Raw genomic sequence first — 22469 nt, 5'->3', positions numbered from 1 at the left:
TACTTTTTCTTATTCTTTAAGGCTTTTTATGGCATCCATATACTTCTTTAGTTCCTTTTTAACTTTTGGTGCTAATAACACCAATCCTATCATATTTGGAACCATCATGGCAAATATCATGGCATCAGAAAAACCAATAACAGAGCCTAAACTTGCCGCTGCACCAATAACTACGAATATACAGAACAATAATTTGTATGCGTATTCCATTTTTTTAGTTCTTCCAAATAAATATGCCCATCCTTGAAAACCATAATATGACCAAGAAATCATGGTACTAAAAGCAAATAGCACTACGGCAATTGTAAGCACATATGGAAACCAGGAAATAACCGATTCAAAAGCACCAGATGTTAATAAAATAGCTTGTGCATCGTTTAAAGAGGCGTTTTCCGCAGTAACATTCCCAGTAATAATAAGCACTAAAGCTGTCATAGTACAAACCACAACCGTATCAATGAATGGCTCTAATAATGCCACCATACCCTCACTTGCAGCGTATTTAGTTTTTACAGCCGAATGTGCTATTGATGCTGAACCAACGCCTGCTTCATTCGAAAATGCCGCACGCCTAAATCCTTGCACCAAAACTCCCATTGCTCCACCTGCAACACCTTCTGGACTAAATGCACCATTAAAAATTTGAACAAACGCATCGCCAATCATTGTGTAATTTGCAAATATTACGAATAAGGAAGCTGCAACATAAATAACAACCATAAATGGCACAATCTTATCTGTAACTTTAGCTATTTTTTTAATGCCGCCAATAATAACAATACCAACCAGAATAGCCATTACTAATCCAAATAGCCAGCCTTTTCCATGTATAAAGGATTCTGATCCTCCTGTTATATTCTCAACCAATTGAAAGGCTTGATTTACCTGAAACATATTACCTCCACCAAAGGAACCTCCAATAACAAAAATGGCGAATAAAACAGCTAAAATTTTCCCTAGCCCTTCTAAACCTTTCGACTTTAACCCTTTTGTTAAGTAGTACATTGGGCCACCGTAAACGGTTCCATCTGCTTCAATATCTCTGTATTTTACACCTAAAGTACATTCTACAAATTTAGACGCCATACCTATAAGACCGGCTACAATCATCCAAAATGTAGCGCCTGCTCCACCTATAGAAACCGCTATAGCAACACCTGCTATATTCCCTAAACCAACTGTTGCAGACAAAGCCGCTGTTAAGGCCTGAAAATGCGTAACTTCCCCTTCATGTCCTTCTATTCTTATGGTATCTGGATTATCTTCTTCATCTGTAAATTCTGATTTTGAAATCTCTACTTTATGATCTACTCTGTCTTCCAAATCATCATACTTTCCTCTAACAATATTAATGGATGTCCAAAAGCCTCTAAAATTTATAAGATTGAAATAAAATGTAAAATAGGTAGCTCCAATAATTAGGGGAAACAGCACCCAATACACACTTATTTCGTCTGTAAATGGTATTTGATAAAAAATAGCACTTACAAACCATCCTGTTGCATCTCCAAAAACTTTATCTATTTTTTCATCGATTCCCATTTCTGCTGCTTCTTGAGCAAAAGTTAAAAATGGCATTATTAAAGCTAAAATTGAAAGAACATATTTCCTCATAAGAAATTCTATTGGTTAGTGTTTGTTGAAAGATTCGTATTAAAAGCTAGCAAGATGCTAAAAATAATTGATTTTTTAAAACAAAGCTTGTTAAAATAGCAGATTACTTAATCGATATCGTATTCAGAATTTAAGGCTTCTATTTGTTCTGGTCTTCCCAAAACAATGATTCTTGAATTTGGTGCCAACTCTAATTCTGCCCCTGGATTTACAAGATATTCCCCATTTTCATTTTTATAACCAATAACCGAGCAGCCCGTTTTTTTACGTAAATCTAAATCCTTAATAGTCCTGCCTTTATTTGTATTAAATAGTTTTTCAACAGCAACTTCCTCAATATTGATATTTGATTTACCAACTATTGATAAATTATCTATAAATTCCATTAACCCAGGAACGACTACTAAAGATGCCATGTGGTCTCCACCTATATTATCCGGCAAAATAACATTGTTGGCTCCAGCAAATTTTAATTTTTTATATGATGATTCTTGAGATGCACGGCTAATAATATTAATTGATTTACTTAATTGTCTTGCAGAAAGCACCACGAATAAATTGTCAGCGTCATTTGGTAATGCCGAAATAAAACATGATGCACGGTCTACACCAGCTTGAACTAGCGTTTCATCTTCATTAGCATTTCCAATAACATACGGTACACCATCAATCTGGAAACGCTCTTCCATTTCTTTGTTTTTCTCAATAACAACAAATTGTTTATTGTAAGCCATTAGTTTTTTTACCGCCTGCTTACCATTTCTACCATAACCACAAATAACGATATGGTCTTTAAAACTATCTATTTGTTTTTGCATCTTCTTATGTTTTAATTCTTCAATATGGTCTTTACTTAAAATATACTCTGTTATTATAGAAAGTGCGTAACCCACAATAACTACACTTGCCAAAATTAAAAATATGGTGAAAATTTTAGATTGATCATCAAGCGGAACCACTTCACCAAAACCAACTGTTGTCATAGTAATAACAGTCATATAAAAGGCATCAACCCATGAATAACCAGCAATCATTTTATACCCTGAAACACCAATAAGCATAATAACAACCAACAGAAAAACGGCTGTATAAATTTTGGTTCTAAAAAATTTTATTAATGGATTCATAAATCAAAAACAGATGAGCGTTTTGTGTAAACCAAATCTTTTATACGCATCCAGAAAGCCAAAAACAGATATAGTGCAAAACCAAAACCCACGGTTACAAACGTTAAGTACATAAACGATGTACGCACCACTTTAGCGCGTATACCTAAACGATCGGCAATACGCTGACATACATAATACCCGTGTTTTTGAAAAAATAATAATGGCTTGTAAATCGTTTTCATGTTGCAATTTAACATTTCCTTTTTTAGTTTAAAAGCTTATACTAATAATCATTCAAAATAAACTATATAATTTGTTTGTTTAGAACGGTATTACCTATTGTACATTGTAGGCATTTATTTTTATCACAGTATTCTGTTTTTAGTTGAATGAGCGCCTGCGAATCTAATGCCGATTTAGACACTTTCTTTAAATCATTAAACGCTTTGATAATGCTGTTTTTTTCTGAATGAATCGCGTATGCTAATTTTATGATATCGATATTTACATCTTCTCCTTTTTGTTTGGCATAACAAAACTTTATAGGAAGTATCGTATTTATTAGTAATAAGCCCACAAATGGTTTTGTAGTTGTTTTTACTGATGCCTTTGATTCCTTTTGAAAGGTGTAGTGTGTTTTCCAAAACGCTGAAGTCGACACCTTGAAAAGTTCATAAAAATCATCTAAGGCATTGGTTTCAATAACTCTTGAAAACAGGTTTTGGTGCTCATAGTATAAACTCGCCAATTGCGATAATCTGATTGTTGGAAAATTTGGTGGTCGTAATCTAAAAAACTGAATGGGTAGCACTTGATGGTTTTCTAGTTTGAATTTTTGTTTTAAAAATGAATACTCGTTTACTAAACTTAGATAATATGTTTCTTCTATATCTTGATCCAAGAAACCTGCTTGTCCAAACAATAAAGCTTCTAAAATTTGCTGATCGGATTGTGTTTTTCTTAGGATTGAAAAATCGATGGATTTTGCTAAACTAAAAAAGGATTCGCCATTTACATTTAATCCAAAATTTTTAGCCAGCATTATAAACAAAACGGCTTCCCAATCGTTTTTTGATTCTTGTAAAAGCGTTTCTATAGTCTTCGATTTTCGTTCTAAACGCTCAAAATATAAGCGTTCTAACCAATTACTTAAAACAAAATTGTCTACTAAAGCAAAATCATTTTCGCAATTAATCCATTTGCTTTGTTTAGAAAACAACTTTTCGTAATTATTAAAAAGTGTCTCTTCTATAAAATCTTTAAGCTGTAATGTTGGTATTGATGTATTATTTTTTCTAAAAACATCGGTGTCATGTTCCCAAACCACATGTAAAATGATGTTATCATAAGCTTTATCTTGTTCATGGTTATGCAAAAACCAATCAGAAGCTTTCACATGAATTTCTACGTTTCCAGCCCAAAGCTGTTCTTCTATTTTAAGCTTTGCATTAAAAAAATCTGGTCCTGAATTAAAATTATGTTGCCCAACATGGTTAACCAAAATGGACTGCCCTGTTGTTGTTTTTAAATTAGCAATCTCAAATTTTTTATATTTCCAAATATAATGTAGGAAGTCTTCTTGCATAGCTGAAAGATAAAATTTCAATTTAAAAATACCAAATTCCAAAACAGAATTTATAATTTAGCCTAATTAAAAGATAAAACTTCATGGAAGAACTTACCCTTACAACACCAGCACTTTTATTTTCAGCAATATCATTAATTATGCTAGCATACACCAATAGGTTTTTGGCCTATGCGGCGGTTATTAGAAATTTGCATGACAAATATCTTCAAAAAAAAGATAGCGTTTTAATTGCTCAAATAAAAAACATTAAACAACGCCTTTACCTAACACGTTCCATGCAAGTTTTTGGAATTTCCAGCTTGCTACTCTGTGTTTTTACGATGTTTTTAATTTATATAGAACAGCATGCCATTGCGGTTTGGGTATTTGGCTTAGCACTTATTTTATTAATTATGTCCTTAATATTATTAGTTTGGGAAATACAAATTTCTGTAAAAGCTTTAGAGCATCATATTAGTGATATTGAAAATAACTAATAGGTATAACAACAAGCAATTCTCTGAGCATAAAAAACTAATTATTGTTAACAACTCAATTAATGTTTTTTACATTATACTTTAAAACCCCAATCTTCGTAAACACCATAAAGTAACTTATTAGAATTTCCAAAATAAACACACTGCTTGTGATGGTTTTAATTTTTTTTACACAAAACACCCTTTTCCCACCTATACAATACCACTAAATGCAGATGAATAGGCTCAATTTTTGGCCAACTTAATAAAAAAAAAACATCACTATTAATACCAGTTAACAATCAAATACTTTTAAAACAAGCAAGACCGTTATGCCTTGTATATTTTTTGTTGAGGTGCATATATTGACTTGGAGTTTTTAAAAGGCTATTTTTATTCAAAATTTTATTGACATTAATATTGGAAAATGAAAAATATAAAAAATAATTACGCAAAAACGATAGGCTTGTTAAGTATCGGTTTTATGATAGTCTTAAGCTGTGAAAGAGATATTTCAGACGATGCAGTGCCAGCTTCATTTCCTGCCACATCAGAAGTATTTCTTGATGGCTTTAGCGGCGGGATGCAATTCGACGCTTTTGGAGATATTTTTAATTTTGAAGTTGATAATCAGGTTACATATAAAGGAACGGCCTCTATGAGGTTTGCCGTTCCTGCTGAAGGTGAAACTGGTAGTTTTGCTGGTGGCAACTTTTATACTGGCGGGCAAAATGCTGATGGATCTTCTTTTTATGCTGGCGGTCGTGATTTATCTGGATTTGACGCATTAACATTTTGGGCTAAAGCTTCACAATCAGCAGAAATTGATGAAGTTGGTTTTGGTTTAAACCCAGATCAAGGCAGTGTATACAGAGTATCGTTAAAAAATGTAGCCGTTAATTCAAATTGGAAAAAATATTATATTCCTATTCCTGACGCATCAAAATTAACAGCGGAACAAGGTTTATTCTATTATTTTGAAGGTGCTGAAGAAGGCGAGGGTTATACGTTTTGGATAGATGAACTGCAGTTTGAAAAATTGGGAACCATTGCTCATGGCCAACCCTTAATATTAAATGGGAATGATGAAACCACTACAGGGTTTAATGCTGTTGAAATAGCACTTACAGGACTAGGAGCATCATATAGCCTTCCTAATGGAACGAGTCAAACTATTGGCTTAACGCCAGCTTATTTTACATTCAGTTCTTCGGATGATGTTGTTGCCTCTGTTAACGATCTTGGTGTAGCTACCATAAATAGCGAAGGATCAGCTGTGATTACAGCATCTTTAGGAACTTTTGAAGCTCAAGGATCTCTAACTATTGAGGCTGAAGGCGACTTCTTATTTGCCCCTACTCCAACAAGAGATCCAGACAGTGTCATTTCTGTTTTTAGCGATTATTACACAAATGCTCCAGTAGATTTCTATAATGGCTATTGGGAACCTTGGCAAACAACGGAATCTGATGACTTTTCTGTTAATGGTGACAATATCCTCAATTACACCAATTTCAATTTTGTGGGGAATCAATTTGCAAACCCAACTATAGATGCCACTAATTACTCCAATTTACACTTTAACATGTTCATTCCTGGTGAAATTCCTTCAAATTTAGATTTTTTAGTTTCGCTCGTAAGCTTTGGCCCAGATGGCGTTAATGGAGGAGGTGATGACACTAGACAACGAGCATTCTTTAAAGCTTCAGATTTTGAGGCTAACACATGGAGCACACTAGATATTCCTATAACTCTAGGTGACAGAAGCAATATGGCATTGATTATTTATGAAAACGTAAATGATTCTCAACTAGGAAATTTTTACTTAGACAATATTTATTTTTATGATAATGGCATAGAAGGCCCTAAAGCAGCGCCTGAAGATGCACCTGAGGCACCAACTGAAGATGAAGTTACAAATAATGTGATTTCAATTTTTAGTGATGCGTATACAGATGTACCTAATGAATCATTAAACTTTACACCTCTTGGCGCTACTTTAACCATAAAAAACATAGCGGATAATAATGTTTTAGAATACTTAAATTTAAACTTTATTGAACAAGAATTTGCACCTAACACTTTAGACATTTCAATGGCAGACACGATGCATATCGATGTTTGGTCTCCTGTTAATAATGACATGAGAATTACTTTAAAGGATTATGGTGAAAATGGATCTACTTTTGCTGAATCTTCTATTGTTTTAGAAGGTCTAGAACAAAACCAATGGAAGAGCTATGATATTCCATTGGCCGATTTTAACGGTGCGCCACAGAGAAGCCATATAGGTAGAATTATAATTGAAAACGGTGCTAGCACTCCTGATTTTACGGGAACACTTTTTGTTGACAACATATACTTTTACACAAATTAAGAAAATAGAAATTTAGAATAAAAAAAACAATTAGATTAAAAACCCTGTTTATCTAGGTTTTGTTAACCTTAGTATACAAGCGCAAATAACTGTAAAAAAACAGATAATACTTGGGCATTACTAATGAATGGGAATCCCTTTGAGATTAAAGTAGCGACATTTGGACATGATTATGATATACAAAACCATAACACCTATTTTAGTTTCAAGTGTTAACACTATTAGGTTTTGGGGTACCAATGTTAAGAATACTATGAATTTACTAAATGCTGCTCATAAGCATGAAATTAAAACACTTACGGGTTGTTGTTAATTTATACACAACAACTCATCATCGCGATTAGATTTTTGGATTAGCACTTATTTTATTGATTATTTCATTAGCCCTTTTAATAAAAGAAAATCAAATCTTGGTTAAAGCTTTAGAGTATCATATTAGTAATATTGAGAATAGTTAGTATATATAACGAAAAGCAAAAGATCGATCACAACTTACCTATATCCATTATCCATAGGATACATTAAGCCTTTACTACCAAATATAAAATTACAGCTATTTATACTTTAAAACTCTCTAACAAATTGATTTAAATCTGTTCCTTTTGCTAGCTTTAACTTCTTTCTAATTCGATACCTACTCATATCTATACTCCTTGGAGAGATGTTCATGAGATTAGAAATTTCTATTTTGTCCAAATTAATACGTATATAAGATAACATACGCACATCATTGGATGTAATAGAAGGGTAGGTTTTAGTTATTCTTGAGATAAAATCTTGATGGACTTCTGAAAACAATTTATGAAACAAAAATTCTTTCTTTTCATTATTTACTTCCTTAGATATTGTATTAACCCACCTTTTAATTTTTGGGTCGTTTATCTTTTCTAAGCCTAATTTAATTCTATTTAAAAACTCATTTTTATGACTTATAATTTCTGTATACTGTAGCAATTGTTCATTTTTCATTGCTAATGTTTTTTGCATATTTTGTTGCTTATATACACGCTCTTGTTTAATTAGCTTTTTACGATTAATTCGAGACATAATAATTACAACTCCAAATAGCCAAACCAAGACAATGAGAGCAATTGGGATAATAATTAACCCCGTTTGATGCCAAAGTTTTTCTATTGTAAATTTTAAAAATGTTTCCTTAGTTTCCCCACCATTCAAACGACTTTGAAGTTGCAAAGTATACCTCCCTCCTTTTAGCTGTGTGTATAATGCACTTTGCGCGTTTGCATCCCACTTTGTCCATGTTTCTTCTTTAGGCAATAAACGATAACGATATTCTACATAATCAAAAGCAGTTTTATTAATATTGAAATTAAAATTAATGTCTTTGTTTCCAGAATTTAAAAAAATACCGCCTTTTGAGTACGGAAAATAGTATTTTTTATTACTATCATTAAGTATGGTAGCCGTAGATATTATAGGATTATTATTTTTCTTGAAGTTGTATTTATAATTATAATCGAAAGTTTTAACACCTCTATCCTCAGCAATAAACAGCTTATCATTTTTAATTTTTATAAATTCTGAATTCTTAATTAAATTATCACTTAATATTTCCAAAGACGCATCAAAAGAATGAACATTACCATCTGACAGTAATACCTGATGCCTAATTTTATCATTTTGCACATAAGCTATCGCCCTCCCGTCAGTACTGATATTCAAGCTTTTAATCACTCCTTCAACCTCATCTAATAAGCTTTGTGTTACTTTTGAAAATTGATGGTTTTTATATTTTAAAATCTCTTTGTCATTGCTAAAAAACACGCCTTTATCAGTATCAAAAACCTTTTTTATATCTGGAAAATCTTGCTGAAGTATTTCAAAATTCTCTTTTAAAGATAATTTATAAATTTTATCATCTTTTATCTCAGCCCATATACAATTATTAGTCTTATCATATACTAATTTCGGATACCAAAGATTAAGTTTCCTTAAACTAATAAACTGATCGCCTTCTCTTTTAACCAAAATGAGACCAATATATGTTGAAAAAAGGTAATAATCTGTAGCTTCAAAATGAGCTATATCAATAAAACCAGTAAAGAACTCTACTTGCTTAAGTTGGTCATTTTCTAATTTAAACAGGCCATTATTATGACAAACATATAAATCATTATTAATCACTCTTAATTTCCATACTTGTCCACCAGTATTCTCTACAAACTTAAATCCATCTTTAGACGAAACAAAAAGCCCTTTGTTGGTTGCTAAATAAGTATGGTTTTTATAATCTATTAAATCATAAGTAGCTGCACTATTAAAAATAGAATTTATGGGGCTTTCAATATCTATTTTAGCAATACCGTAATCTAACCCCAACCATATATTGCCCTCTTTGTCAGTCATCATAGATAAAACAGTGTCATCTAATAACCCCACTTCAGAATTTATATGCTTTAAAATAGTACCATTATCATCAATCTGCACAAAGCCATCAGCAACTGTTCCTAAACAAAATGAAGAGTCGCTATATATGTTTCCAGTAAACAAGCTCTTACCTCGCAAGGTTTCAGAAAGCAAAACATTATTTATGTTTGTTCCATTAAAATTAAGTAATTCGCCATCTAGCATGACAAAATACAAGAGGTCATTATAAATAAACATTTTTCTAACCTCTCTATTCTTAAGTTCACTAAATGTGCCTATAGATATAAACCTCAAATTTTCTAAATAACCTAATATACCGTCATTCAAAACCATCCAAATAACAGTATCCCATTTTGCTATAGAACCTATTTTTGAATAGTTTTCGTAATGTAATGATTGATTATTTGTGTTGTAGTAAATAATTTGATTTTCACATTGATAAACAATATGATCTTCAAGAGCTTCAATATTCCAAACTGGTCCTCCAGTCGTTTTTCCAAGACTTGTAAACTTGTAGTCTCCATTTAATTTCGTAAAATAACCAATCTCATTACCCCCACACCATATGGTGTCGTTATGCACAAAAACTGCCCTAACATCCCCAGGCTCGGTCATCGTTTTTAGTCCCCAATCGCCAAAAACATTATAAAGCAACCCGTTAGAATTTCCAAAATAAACTATGCCATCTTCATCAATATCAATATCCCAATTCTGCCTTCCTGCACCATAGTCATTCTTATCATAATTAATACCATTTGGTAAACCTTTTTGAGAAAAAGTATAAGACCAACTCATTAGAAGAAATAACACAAAAAATAGCTTACGCATACTGCTTAAAATTAAATTCTGCACAAATAAAAAGTATTAAATTACAAGAAGTATCGAAGTTACTCAATGTATAGCATATATAACAATCTTTTTTTTCATGTAGACTATTTGTAGGCATGTTTTTTTCAAATATTAAAACCTCTAGCTCTAGGTTTGTCTTTCAAAATTTATAACTACTACTAACTATCTTTTTAAGACAAAAAAAAAATGAAAAAAGCACTATTAAGGCTCTTTCTTTTTTTATGTGCAATAACATTATCAGCTCAGTCTGATGTGGTTGCTGTAAAAAAGGACAATCAAGGCATGAAATTGACTATTAATGATAATGACTTTATGATTAATGGTATGAATTGGGACTACTTTCCAATAGGAACCAATTACTCATACAGTCTATGGAATCAGTCAGATGATGTCATCAAATCTGCTCTAGATGCCGAAATGGGATTACTACAAAACATGGGGGTAAATACCGTTAGAATGTATACAGGTGTACAACCTAAGTGGATAAAATACATCTATGAAAATTATGGCATTTACACCATGCTAAACCATTCCTTTGGACGCTATGGTTTAACCATTAACGGCGCTTGGGTACCAGTTACAGATTATAGAGGCGAAGACACCAAAACATTACTATTATCTGAAGCAACAAAACTAGCCGAGAACTACAAAGACACACCAGGCTTGCTACTTTACTTATTAGGCAACGAAAACAACTATGGTCTTTTTTGGGCTGGTGCCGAAACTGAAGATTTTCCTGACGACGACGAAAAACGAAATTTTATAGGAGAGTCACGTGGCAGACCAATGTATAGCTTAATGAATGATGCTGCTGTAAAAATGAAAAGCATCGATTCATCACACCCTGTTGCGATTTGTAACGGAGATGTTCTATTTATTGATTTAATAGCTGAAGAATGTAAAGATGTTGATATCCTAGGTATAAATGCCTACCGAGGCGTAACATTCACAGATTTATTTGACACAGTAAAAGAAAAATACAATAAACCAATAATATTAACAGAGTTTGGCTCTGACGCCTTTAATGCTATTGAAAATCAGGAAGATCAAAAAGCACAAGCATTCTATATGGTGAATAACTGGAAAGATATTTACGAAAATGCTGCTGGCTTGGGCAAAGCAGAAAATGCTATAGGTGGTTTTACATTCCAGTTTAGCGATGGTTGGTGGAAATATGGTCAAACAAAAAATCTAGAAGTTCACGACAACAATGCATCTTGGAGCAATGGTGGCTATTACCTAGACTATAAACCAGGTCAAAACAACATGAACGAAGAGTGGTTTGGTATCTGTGCAAAAGGCCCTAGTAATTCAAGAGGACTTTATACCTCATACCCAAGAGCAGCCTATTATGCTTTGAAAGAAGTTCATAATCTTAATCCGTATGAAACAGGTATCGATGAAGGTTTTATTAAAAACTATTTTAAAAACCTAAATTTAATGGATGCCGTCTTAAGAGCTAGAGGAGACAAAGCAGCCATGGGAGGTACCGAAAAATTAAGCCTTAGTAATTTAAGAGCAGAATTTACAACCTTTAATACTGGTGGCAAGTATGTTGATATACCAAATACAGCAGATCCAGATAAAAATGATTTTCCGAATCAACTTGGTTTTGACCACATGCAGTCCTACTTTATAGGCGTAGGCGCTAACCCAGCTCCAAACATGAGTGCTAATATTAATTTTAACATATTAGGAAATATTGCAGGCAACCCGATTAATGAAATTTTCTATGAAAACCGCGGTCGTCCAGTAACCGTTAATGGCCAAGAAGATGAAATAATCCTTAGCGACCCTAATAGAGTACAAGTTTATAATGCAGAATTTGAATGGAAAGGCAAAGTAGCAGATGCGCGAGGTTTTTACAGAAAAGGGCACTACCATTGGGGATATGAAGGCGATTTCTTTGGTTTATACCCAGAAGCCAATTATGGCCCTAACTTAGACATATATAACGGAGAGATTTTAGGTTTAGAACTAGATGGAAAAGGAACTCTAAATGGATTAAAAGCCGCTTTTGGACCACAACTATGGTGGGGAGCAAATCCAGCAATTCTTTTAAAATACTCTACTAAACTAGGACACTGGGATGTTACTGGTGTTTATCATGAAGATGTCGATGACATTGGGCAAGCTGTCACCTCTATTGCTATTCCTTTACCAAAAACAAGAAGAGCTACACTTCACTTTAAAAGAAAACTTGGTGCTTTAGGATTTGAAATTGGGGGCATTTGGGGAGGCCAACCGTTAAATGGGAGAACATTCAATGTAGTAGAAAATAACAGAGGTTACATTGACAGAATTAAATCTGAAGATAACTGGGGCGGAAAAACCAAAATAACATTCCAAAAAGGACTTTTTAATTGGTATGCTCAAGGTGCTATACAAGGCTTAGCTGCTAATGGTGGTGCAGATTTAACCCAAACCTTTACAGGCTGGAAACTTAAAGATTCAGGAAGTGGAAACCAAACCAATTTCTTATCTGGGTTTTCAATGAATATTGGCGATTTTCAAATTGCTCCAAACTTTTTGTGGCAAAAACCTATAGTTGACGCCATACCAAACAACTTTAGCTATGTTAATGATGAGGGGCGCACTATATCTGTTCCTTTAAGAAATATACAAGATGACCCGTTTGCTGTTAGAGGAAATAGAGAAACTACAGCCGGTGAAATTCTTTTTACCTATGACCCAACACCTGGTACATGGATGTACGAATGGGATAATGACAGAGCTGAAGACGCTAAGTTTGCAATGAATCTTGGTTTTGTTTATCGTCATCATCCAAATACCATGGATGCTTCAATTGGATTTTTAGCAGACCGTACACCTTTTGCCTTTGATACTTCAGTAAAAGCTGAAGATCTATGGGAAGTTCATTCTAGAATGGTTTCTAAATTCAGTCCTAATTTTGGATTTATAGGACGCTTCCATTATGGTAACGGGCAAGCTAACGGTAACGATGAGCGTGTTATAAAACGTTTTGGAGCCGATATAAGAATGATTTACAACAAAATTAAAGTTACCGCACAAGCCAAAATAAATGATTGGGGCCCTTTTGATTATCACAGAGATTTTAACTTAACCTTCCCAGAACAATTTATGTTGGATGTTTCAACGTCATTAGGCAAACCGGATTGGTTTATTTTACCAGACACAAAAATTGGTATTAGAGGAACTTACAGGACCTTAGACAGCAATTCAGCACGATATGCCCCAACATACAAAACAGTATTTGGCGAACTTGTTCCAGACCCTGACGCTATAGGCTTCGGAAATGGAAATGAGTGGGAAATAAGAACCTACATTCATATTAACATAGGAAAATAAAAAAGAAATGAAAAATATAGATAATTTACACAATAAAGCCCTACTGATTTTAAGTATGGTTTTTATAACAGTTTTTAGTTGCGAAAGAGACTTGTCGGAAGATGCTATTCCTGCATCTTTCCCAACTACAGCAGAGGTGTTTGCAAATAATACTTTTGTAGATATGGGAAGTGATTTTTACCTTCCTTTTGCAAATTCAAAATTAGATGCGTTTTCGGTCGACACCAGTACAGGCTATAAAGGTTCTAAATCTTACCGTGTTGACGTGCCCAATGTTGATGACCCAACAGGCAATTATGCAGGAGCCATATTACGTATAGACGGTTCTCCGAGAGACTTATCCAATTATGACGCACTGACCTTTTGGGCGAAAGCTTCTCAAGGTGTGGGTGATGTGTCAGTTGGATTTGGCTTAGACTTTTTGCAAGACAAACACCAAGCTAATGCTAATGATTTGAGCATTGGAACAGCATGGGCAAAATACACAATCCCTATCCCAGTTGCATCAAAACTAATAGAAGAACTTGGAGTGTTCTGGTATTCTGCAGGTACACAAGGCACTGGAGGTTTTGCATATACCCTTTGGTTTGATGAGATCAAATTTGAAAAACTTGGAACAATATCCCAACCAAGACCATTTTTATCAGAAGGCCAAGATCTTGTTATCGACACCTTTATTGGAGTAGAACTTGAAGTAAAAGGCTTAAAAGTAGCATTTAACCTAACATCTGGAATCGAGCAAACGCTAAATGTAGCTCCTGGTTATTATGATTTCACATCTTCAAACCCTAGTATTGCAACAGTAAATGAGTTTGGTAAAATAAATGTTATTGGAACAGGCACAACTATCATAACAGCTACCCTTAATGGAATAGATGCAAAAGGGTCATTAATAATCAATTCGTCAGGGGACTTTGTACATGCTCCAACACCAACAAGAGATGCTAGCAAGGTCATTTCTATTTATAGCGATCATTATACAAATGCTCCAGTAGATTTTTATAACGGTTATTGGCAACCTTGGCAAACCACAGAATCTGCCGATTTTGTAGTTAATGGTGATAATGTACTCAATTATACCAATTTTAATTTTGTAGGCACACAATTTGCAAACCCAAGTATAGATGCCACTAATTACTCTAATTTGCATCTTAATATGTACATTCCTGGAGAAGTCCCTTCAAATTTAGACTTTTTAATTTCAATTATAAATTTTGGCCCAGATGGCGTTGATGGCGGAGGTGATGATACTAGACAACGAATATCCTTTAAGGCATCAGATTTTGAAGCTAATACATGGAGTACACTAGAAATTCCTATAACTTTAGGTGATAGAAGAAATATGGCATTGATTATTTATGAAAACACAAATGGCTCGCAATTAGAAAATTTTTACTTAGACAATATTTATTTTTATGACAACGGTGTAGTTGGCCCTAAGCTAGTGCCTGAAGATGCACCTGAAGCACCAACTGAAGACGAGGTTACAAATAATGTAATTTCAATCTTTAGTGATGCGTATACAGATATACCTAATGAATCATTAAACTTTACACCTCTTGGAGCTACTTTAACAATAGAAAATATAGCAAGCAATAATGTTTTAAAATACTTAAACCTCAACTTTATTGAGCAAGAATTTGCACCAAACACTATAGACGCTTCAATGGCAGACATGATGCATATTGATGTTTGGTCTCCAGTTGATAACGACATGAGGATTACTTTAAAGGATTATGGCGCAGATGGATCTTCTTTTTCTGAAGCTTCTATTGTTTTAGAAGGTCTAGAACAAAACCAATGGAAAAGCTATGATATTCCATTGACTGATTTTAACGGGTCGCCAGAAAGGAGCCATATAGGTAGAATTATAATTCAAAATGGTGCGAGTACTCCTGATTTTACGGGAACACTTTTCATTGACAATATATATTTTTATACAAATTAAATAGTTCATAAAAACGTAGATGGCAGTTTAATACTACCATCTGCGTTTTATGCTAGTATAAAAGCAATAATAAAATGAAATCATTACAAAAAATAAAAAACAACGCATCATTATACAGTCTTTTAGCCATAAGTATTGGGTGCTTTTACTCTTGTGAAGAATCGGTTGACGATTTAGAAGCAAGAGGTACAGAATGGAACCTAGTGTGGTCAGATGAATTTGATCTAGATGGTGCTGTAGATGACACCAAATGGACTCATGAAATTGGTGATGGTAGCGATCAAGGTATCCCAGGTTGGGGCAACAATGAATTACAAAGTTATACTGCTAATTCTGACAACTCAATCGTTGAAAATGGTGTTTTAAAACTTAAAGCAAGAAATAGTCCTTATACTTCTGCCCGAATAAAAACTCAGGGGCTTTTTAGTCAGACTTACGGACGTTTTGAAGCTAGAATAAAAACACCTTTTGGTAAAGGTATTTGGCCTGCATTCTGGCTTTTGGGAGAAAACATAGAAACTGTTGGTTGGCCACAATGTGGCGAAATAGACATTATGGAACTAAGAGGTCAAGAACCTCAAGTAGCTCACGGAAGTTTACATGGCCCAGGGAACTATGGAGGTTCACCATTGTCAAGAAGTTTTACTTTAGAACAGGATCGATTTGATAAAGACTTCCATGTCTTTGCCATAGAATGGGGACAGGATTATATAGACTATTTTGTTGATGGTGAAGTTTATCAACGCATAACATCAAACGACGTTGGTGAATGGGTATTTAATAAACCTTTTTTTATTATCCTAAACATTGCTATTGGTGGCAACTATGTAGGCTCACCAGCACACAACACCTACTTCCCTCAAACTATGGAAGTTGATTATGTTAGAGTTTACAAAGAAACAGAGTTATAAAACCAACCCACTAAAATATCTCCATTATGATAAAAACAAAACTAAGCATTCCAATGCTATACAAACCATACAAGTTCAACCTTAAAAATTAAAACTTTTTAGCATGAAATCAATTAAAAAGCAAAGTATCCTAACACTGCTAGTTTTTGGGTTATTAGCCATTAACACACAAGCACAGGTAACTGTACAAAAAATAAATAATGCCTGGACCTTGATGGTTGAAGGAAAGCCTTTTGAGGTTAAAGGCGCCACATTTGGCTATGACAATGATATAGAAAACTATGATGCCTATTTTAAAGACTTACAGTTTTTAGGTGTTAACACCATTAGGCTTTGGGGCACCAATGATAATACAATGAAATTACTAGACGCTGCTCATAAGTATAATATTAAAATACTTATGGGCATTTGGATGCGACACGGCAGACCTGGTATGGAGGGTGATGATAATTTTAATTACCTTGAAGATACTAAGGGCATGGAAGATATGTATAATGGCGCTATTGAAGTTGTCGAAAAACACAAAAACCATCCGGCAGTACTATCATGGGGTGTTGGTAACGAAGTATACTTAAACATTGCTACAGACCCTGAAAAAGAAGCCTATTCTAAGCTTCTGGAACGTATTTGTAGTAAAATTAAAGCATTAGACCCAAATCATCCTATAACTTCTGTAGAAGCATGGACTTTTGGAATGGACTGGTGGCATAAATTAGTACCTTCTATTGATATTTACGGACTAAACAGTTATGGTGCTGGCGCAAGGATATTAGATGCTGAATTAGAAAAAAGAGGTATTGATAAACCTTATATGATTACTGAATTTGGTGTGACTGGTGAATGGGATATCGATTTTAAAAAGAACGGCATAAAAGTAGAACCTAACGACCAACAAAAATATGATGCCATAGCCAAAGGGTATCATGATTGGATTAAAAACAAACCTGCTTGTTTAGGTGTTTATGTATTCCATTATGGGAATGAAAACAATTTTGTTTCACCTTGGTTACTAACCCATCATGACGGTTTAACTCGCCCACAATATTGGGCTATTAGAGAAGCTTTTACTGGAGCAAAACCAATAAACCACGTACCTGTAATTGAAACTTTTGAATTGCCAGAATCTAAGTATAAAAGTGGTATTTGGGTTCCAGTAACATTAAAGGTCTCAGATATTGAAAATGAAAAAACAGACATTAGTTTTTATTACAACCAACGTATGGGAAGCCGTAAACTCCGAGACCAACTAACGCCACTTAATTTTAGAACTAATGCTAACGGTAATTACCTAATTCAATTACCAAATGTAGATTCAGCCATAAAAGTGTATGTGAATGCTAAAGACACTTATAACAATGTGGGTATCGCTTCAACATCTATAGCCATAGATAATGGCACAGAGAAAAAGCAAAAATATTTAGTACCAAAGGCTACGTTACCTTTTTATGTTTATAAAGATGGTAAAGACATGCCCTATTTCCCATCAGCATATATGGGTAATTACAAAAAATTAGATGTAGACACTAAAAGTAAAACCGATGTATATTCGGGTGAAGCTTCTTTAAAAATTAGCTATAATCAGGTATATGATTGGTATGGACTTGGATTGGTTGACCCAGCAGATGACTGGGGAGAAACTTTAGGAGGTTATGATATTAGAGGTGCAGAAACCTTTAGTTTTTGGGCAAAAGCCAGTGCTAAAAACGTCACAGCCACCATAGGTTTTGGATTAATTGGCAAAAACAAGCCTTATCCAGATACCGCTAAAAAATCTATAGAAGTTAAATTATCCACTAAATGGAAGCAATACACCATTAAGCTTAAAAAATTAGATATGAGCTGTATCCGTTCTGGATTGGTTGTTTTCTCAAGTGGTTCCGGTGTTAACCATGATATTTATTTTGATGATGTTGTTTTTAAATAATTAAAGTTTTATTTAAGAAACCCCATAGTAGTCTCAACCTCTATGGTGTTTCTTGTTTAAGTAAAAGTGTTTATTATTACTTCTACAAATTATCCAACTGATTACTCTTTTTATCCTCGCTAATCGTCCAAAAGAACCCTACAAAAAAGAACTGGTCCGTTGCCGGTTGCAGGGCACGCCTATTAAAACTTCCATTTAAATCTGGTGTATCAGCGTACTGATAACCATTAATATTTTTAAACCCTAAAACATTATTTACCGAAGCATACAATATTTTTTGTGGACTTATTAAATATGCCCAATTGATGCTCAAACTATTAAAACTTTTGGTTTTATTATTTAAAAAACCAGGTTCGTTTGGATTAGTATACGTTCTACCAGATGCAAAGGCATAACTAAAGCCTACTTGACTTCTCCAATCGTTAATCCAGTATTTACCAACAACCGACAGGTTGTGCGTATTCGCAAAATCAGGTTGTGATTTAGTTTCATAATTATTATAATCACGCTCAGTATCTAACAAGGAATAGCTTAACCAATAATCGAAATTCTTGATACTCTTACTATCACGCCAAAAGAAATCAACACCTTTCGCAAAACCATTTCCATTACTGTTATACGTACTATCAAAGTTTGCGAAATCTGTATCATACTTTACCAAATCATCATATTTTTTATAGTAAGCTTCTGCCCTAAACAATCTTCGATCGCCATTATGCTGGTAATTAAAAATATAGTGCGACGTATTTTGAGCTTTTAAATCTTGATTGAACTTTAAAATATTACTAGAAGGGTTTTGATAAAAATTACCATAAGCTAATGATACTTGGCTTTTACTTGATGTTTTATAAGCCAAAGACATCCTAGGTGCTAGTGTGAAATCTTTAAACAACTGGCTATACTCCGCTCGCATGCCTGTTTTAAACGCCAAACTTTTAGATATAAAAATATCAGCCTCAGCAAATACGGCTGCTATATTATTATCGAAACCATAATCGGTATTATCTGTAGTATCATCAATATAATTCTCTTTAAAGTTTGTTACAAAATATTCAGCTCCAAAATACAGTTTAAAACGGTTATTGATTCTGTTTCTAAACTTCAATTTGGCATGCATAGAGTTTTCAGTTCCTTTAATAGCGCTATCAGCTATGTTAAGCTTGTTTTTAGCATGTGTATAACTTAATCCTCCAAAAAACTTCCAAGTATCACTCAAAACACCTTGATATGAGCCATTCACATAAACGTTATTGTTATTCAGTTTAAAATACATGCCCTCAGGGTTATTAATATCTTCTTGGGTTAACTCAAACTTTGTAGTATCAAACGCGCCATATAGTTTAAATAAGCCCGAATCGGTTTTTTTTCTGAAAACCGTTTCACCAGAAGCGGTTTCAAAAGGCTTTATCCAATCATTTCTATTAGTAAAAACCGCATTATAAGGCGCTAAATTAATGTAAGAGGCGTTAACACTTAATGAACTTTTTTTCCATTTTTGTGTATTACCAAGCGTTGCACCAACACTCATAATACCAATATCAGTTTTTTCCTGGTCGGGTTCATCAATAGTATTTAAAAGTAATACACTAGACAAAGCCTGACCAAACTCTGCCGAATACCCACCTGTTGAAAAGGTAATACCATCAAATAAGAATGGCGAGTAACGTCCTCGTGTTGGTGCATTATTGGTTGTTGGTGTATATGGTGTAAACACTCGAATACCATCAATAAAGATTTGTGTTTCATTAGCATCTCCTCCACGTACAAATAATCGTCCATCTTCAGCAACTGTAGTTGTTCCTGGCAAGGTTTGCAGTGCCCCAACAAAATCGCCCAAAGCACTTGCCGTTGTAACGACATCTAGAGGTTTTAATGCATTTACTTTACTATTATCGCCTGCAGAAAATGTTCCTGCAGATAGTACTACCGCATCTAAAGTATTGACATCTTCTCGCATTTTGACTTCAAGATCTTTCATATATGATATATCACCCACCATAGTAAATGTTTCATATGACAAATAAGAAACTATTAAAGTTTGCGTTCCTGTTTCTGTAGTTGTAAACGAAAAGGCTCCATTGTCATCAGATGTGCTTCCATCGTAGGTGCCTTCTAAATAAATATTTGCTCCAACAATCGGTGTGTTTTTTGTATTAAAAACTTTTCCGCTAATGGTGGTTTGTGCATTAATTTGAATTGAAATGAGGACGATAATAATGGCTAGTAAATATTTCATTTGCTTATTTTTCTTGTGTTTTTTTCAACATGAGTTAATAATAAATTAATTGATGATGCAAATTTGCAACAGAAGGGTGGCTGTAAAAATTCTTAAATACCGAACTGTAAAATATACATGATGAATTGAAAATTTAAAACAAAAAACAAATTCAAGTCAAACAAAATAAACGGACTTAAAACAACAGTAAAAATCAAATGAGCAAGCATTCAAAATAGAATTAAAATCAAATTAATTTTTGCTATTCTTCAGTAATTTATTTTTTTATATATTAGAGGAAACAAACGCGTTTAAATGGTTTTTTTTAAGCTAAAAAGCATCATAGACATTATCTATAGTGACTGTTTAAGTAATTAATAATCAAAATATAAAAAACTTCAATTAATCCAAAACTTTAACAATTAGAACAGAACAGATTTTTAGGCGTATTTTTAACTAATCTATAGAAAAGGAACAAAATAAAATGAATTTCAACAACAACCTTCTTCATTTATATTTTGGTTTCTAAATATTATTTCCACATTCTTGTAACGTTTTAAAATATTAAGCTACTTACATTATAACTAAACCATCACATTGAATAAAGAGCTAGAACATCGTTTTGTTGAATTGCTAGAAAAGCATCAAAATATTGTACACAAAGTTTGCCGTTTGTATACCAATAATTACGATGCACATAACGATTTATTTCAAGAAATAACCATTCAGCTTTGGCGCGCTTATCCAAAATTTAGAGGCGATGCCAAGTTCAGTACATGGATGTATCGTGTTGGTTTAAATACCGCAATTACCTTATACAGAAAATCTAAACGAACCATTAATACACAAGATTTTGAAGGCGTTGCTTTTAAAATGAAAGCGGAAGATTATGACGATACTGAAGAACAACAATTGAAAATGCTATACAAAGCGGTGCATCAATTAAATGATATTGAAAAAGCTCTTGTGTTTTTATATTTAGAAGACAAGGACTATAGAGAAATTAGTGAAACCCTGGGAATTAGTGAAGTGAATGCTCGCGTGAAAATGAATAGAATTAAAACGAAACTTAGAACCATACTAAATCCGTAACATTATGGATGAATTAGATTTATTAAAGAAAGACTGGAACAAGCAACCAGAAAACAAAAAGCTATCGGTAAATGACATTTACCCCATGCTACATAAGAAATCATCGTCTATTGTAAAAATATTGTTTTACATCAGTATCGCTGAGCTTGTTTTTTGGATTTTAATAAATACCATTCCTTATTTCTCTTCCACTGAATACAGGGATCGCTTAAATTCCATTTTTAATGAAGATATGCTTACTGGTTTAACCATTTTTAGCTATGTTGTTATTCTGCTTTTTATTTATCTTCTTTTTAAATCTTACAAAACGGTTTCTGTGACCGATAATGCTAAAAAATTAATGCAAAGCATTATCAACACAAGAAAAATTATCAGGTATTATGTTATTTACAACCTTGTTATGGTCTTCATATCCTCAGCATTAGCTGTGATTTACGCCATTAACCATGACCCAAAGCTTGCTGATATCTCTAATTTTAACGATAAACAATTGACTGTTTTTACAGTGGTTTCTATTGTAATTATTGGGGTTTTTATGGTTTTAATATGGTTGTTTTATAGACTTATTTACGGTTTACTTTTAAGGCGTTTAAACCGTAATTATAAAGAATTAAAAAAGCTAGAAGCTTAAATTATTTTAACAATTATTCTCTAACAATAAATATTCAA

At 33.4% G+C, this 22469-nt stretch carries 14 protein-coding genes; 8 read left to right on the top strand and 6 right to left on the bottom strand.

The features are described from left to right. Window positions 1-9: 9 nt before the first annotated feature. The 4 genes from ABD941_RS13470 to ABD941_RS13455 form a co-directional block, all read right to left on the bottom strand. A complete protein-coding gene (locus ABD941_RS13470; protein WP_345274669.1) occupies window positions 10-1614 on the bottom strand; it encodes an alanine/glycine:cation symporter family protein in 1605 nt (534 codons plus the stop codon). Window positions 1615-1721: 107 nt separating this feature from the next. After that, window positions 1722-2741 (bottom strand): potassium channel family protein, encoded by a 1020-nt coding sequence (locus tag ABD941_RS13465; protein WP_345274668.1) that lies wholly within the window; start codon window positions 2739-2741, stop codon window positions 1722-1724. Beyond that, the gene (locus ABD941_RS13460) at window positions 2738-2965 is read right to left on the bottom strand and encodes a PspC domain-containing protein (protein ID WP_345274667.1); all 228 of its coding nucleotides are present in this window, start codon (window positions 2963-2965) and stop codon (window positions 2738-2740) included. Before ABD941_RS13460 ends, ABD941_RS13465 begins: the two co-directional genes overlap by 4 nt. 62 nt (window positions 2966-3027) lie before the next feature. Further along, the gene (locus ABD941_RS13455; RefSeq protein ID WP_345274666.1) at window positions 3028-4308 is read right to left on the bottom strand and encodes a DUF2851 family protein; all 1281 of its coding nucleotides are present in this window, start codon (window positions 4306-4308) and stop codon (window positions 3028-3030) included. Window positions 4309-4391: 83 nt separating this feature from the next. On the opposite strand from ABD941_RS13455, the gene ABD941_RS13450 reads away from it, so the two are divergent. Both ABD941_RS13450 and ABD941_RS13445 read left to right on the top strand, forming a co-directional pair. Next, window positions 4392-4787 (top strand): DUF2721 domain-containing protein, encoded by a 396-nt coding sequence (locus ABD941_RS13450; RefSeq protein ID WP_345274665.1) that lies wholly within the window; start codon window positions 4392-4394, stop codon window positions 4785-4787. A 406-nt stretch (window positions 4788-5193) separates the two neighbouring features. Next, the gene (locus ABD941_RS13445; protein ID WP_345274664.1) at window positions 5194-7143 is read left to right on the top strand and encodes a glycosyl hydrolase family 16; all 1950 of its coding nucleotides are present in this window, start codon (window positions 5194-5196) and stop codon (window positions 7141-7143) included. Window positions 7144-7707: 564 nt separating this feature from the next. On the opposite strand, the gene ABD941_RS13440 is transcribed toward ABD941_RS13445, so the two are convergent. After that, window positions 7708-10359: a helix-turn-helix and ligand-binding sensor domain-containing protein gene (locus ABD941_RS13440; protein ID WP_345274663.1), complete on the bottom strand. Its 2652-nt coding sequence runs from the start codon at window positions 10357-10359 to the stop codon at window positions 7708-7710. A 207-nt stretch (window positions 10360-10566) separates the two neighbouring features. On the opposite strand from ABD941_RS13440, the gene ABD941_RS13435 reads away from it, so the two are divergent. From ABD941_RS13435 to ABD941_RS13420, 4 genes are all read left to right on the top strand, one after another. Further along, complete coding sequence (locus ABD941_RS13435; protein ID WP_345274662.1) at window positions 10567-13710, top strand: glycoside hydrolase 5 family protein; 3144 nt, start codon at window positions 10567-10569, stop codon at window positions 13708-13710. A 7-nt stretch (window positions 13711-13717) separates the two neighbouring features. Next, complete coding sequence (locus ABD941_RS13430) at window positions 13718-15658, top strand: glycosyl hydrolase family 16 (RefSeq protein ID WP_345274661.1); 1941 nt, start codon at window positions 13718-13720, stop codon at window positions 15656-15658. A 74-nt stretch (window positions 15659-15732) separates the two neighbouring features. Further along, window positions 15733-16569 (top strand): glycoside hydrolase family 16 protein, encoded by an 837-nt coding sequence (locus ABD941_RS13425; protein WP_345274660.1) that lies wholly within the window; start codon window positions 15733-15735, stop codon window positions 16567-16569. Between the two features lie 103 nt (window positions 16570-16672). Beyond that, window positions 16673-18493 carry a glycoside hydrolase family 2 TIM barrel-domain containing protein gene (locus tag ABD941_RS13420; RefSeq protein ID WP_345274659.1) on the top strand — a complete coding sequence of 607 codons (1821 nt, stop codon included), beginning with the start codon at window positions 16673-16675 and terminating at the stop codon, window positions 18491-18493. Window positions 18494-18575: 82 nt separating this feature from the next. Here ABD941_RS13420 and ABD941_RS13415 read toward each other — a convergent pair whose 3' ends face one another. Further along, a complete protein-coding gene (locus tag ABD941_RS13415) occupies window positions 18576-20729 on the bottom strand; it encodes a TonB-dependent receptor (protein WP_345274658.1) in 2154 nt (717 codons plus the stop codon). A 576-nt stretch (window positions 20730-21305) separates the two neighbouring features. Between ABD941_RS13415 and ABD941_RS13410 the strand changes: the two genes are divergently transcribed. Both ABD941_RS13410 and ABD941_RS13405 read left to right on the top strand, forming a co-directional pair. After that, window positions 21306-21800: an RNA polymerase sigma factor gene (locus ABD941_RS13410; protein WP_345274657.1), complete on the top strand. Its 495-nt coding sequence runs from the start codon at window positions 21306-21308 to the stop codon at window positions 21798-21800. A gap of 4 nt (window positions 21801-21804) precedes the next feature. Next, window positions 21805-22431 (top strand): hypothetical protein, encoded by a 627-nt coding sequence (locus ABD941_RS13405; protein WP_345274656.1) that lies wholly within the window; start codon window positions 21805-21807, stop codon window positions 22429-22431. The last annotated feature ends 38 nt before the right edge of the window (window positions 22432-22469 follow it).

It is taken from the genome of Flaviramulus aquimarinus (assembly GCF_039543205.1).
Lineage (GTDB): Bacteria > Bacteroidota > Bacteroidia > Flavobacteriales > Flavobacteriaceae > Flaviramulus_B > Flaviramulus_B aquimarinus.
Note: the sequence above shows the minus strand (reverse complement) of the source record. Positions and strands in the feature narration are given on the sequence as shown.

Coding starts and splice junctions, on each gene's coding strand:
- ABD941_RS13465 (WP_345274668.1), bottom strand. CDS start 2,741: ATGAATCCATTAATAAAATTTTTTAGAACCAAAATTTATACAGCCGTT.
- ABD941_RS13455 (WP_345274666.1), bottom strand. CDS start 4,308: ATGCAAGAAGACTTCCTACATTATATTTGGAAATATAAAAAATTTGAG.
- ABD941_RS13415 (WP_345274658.1), bottom strand. CDS start 20,729: ATGAAATATTTACTAGCCATTATTATCGTCCTCATTTCAATTCAAATT.
- ABD941_RS13440 (WP_345274663.1), bottom strand. CDS start 10,359: ATGCGTAAGCTATTTTTTGTGTTATTTCTTCTAATGAGTTGGTCTTAT.
- ABD941_RS13405 (WP_345274656.1), top strand. CDS start 21,805: ATGGATGAATTAGATTTATTAAAGAAAGACTGGAACAAGCAACCAGAA.
- ABD941_RS13445 (WP_345274664.1), top strand. CDS start 5,194: ATGAAAAATATAAAAAATAATTACGCAAAAACGATAGGCTTGTTAAGT.
- ABD941_RS13470 (WP_345274669.1), bottom strand. CDS start 1,614: ATGAGGAAATATGTTCTTTCAATTTTAGCTTTAATAATGCCATTTTTA.
- ABD941_RS13435 (WP_345274662.1), top strand. CDS start 10,567: ATGAAAAAAGCACTATTAAGGCTCTTTCTTTTTTTATGTGCAATAACA.
- ABD941_RS13450 (WP_345274665.1), top strand. CDS start 4,392: ATGGAAGAACTTACCCTTACAACACCAGCACTTTTATTTTCAGCAATA.
- ABD941_RS13420 (WP_345274659.1), top strand. CDS start 16,673: ATGAAATCAATTAAAAAGCAAAGTATCCTAACACTGCTAGTTTTTGGG.
- ABD941_RS13460 (WP_345274667.1), bottom strand. CDS start 2,965: ATGAAAACGATTTACAAGCCATTATTATTTTTTCAAAAACACGGGTAT.
- ABD941_RS13425 (WP_345274660.1), top strand. CDS start 15,733: ATGAAATCATTACAAAAAATAAAAAACAACGCATCATTATACAGTCTT.
- ABD941_RS13430 (WP_345274661.1), top strand. CDS start 13,718: ATGAAAAATATAGATAATTTACACAATAAAGCCCTACTGATTTTAAGT.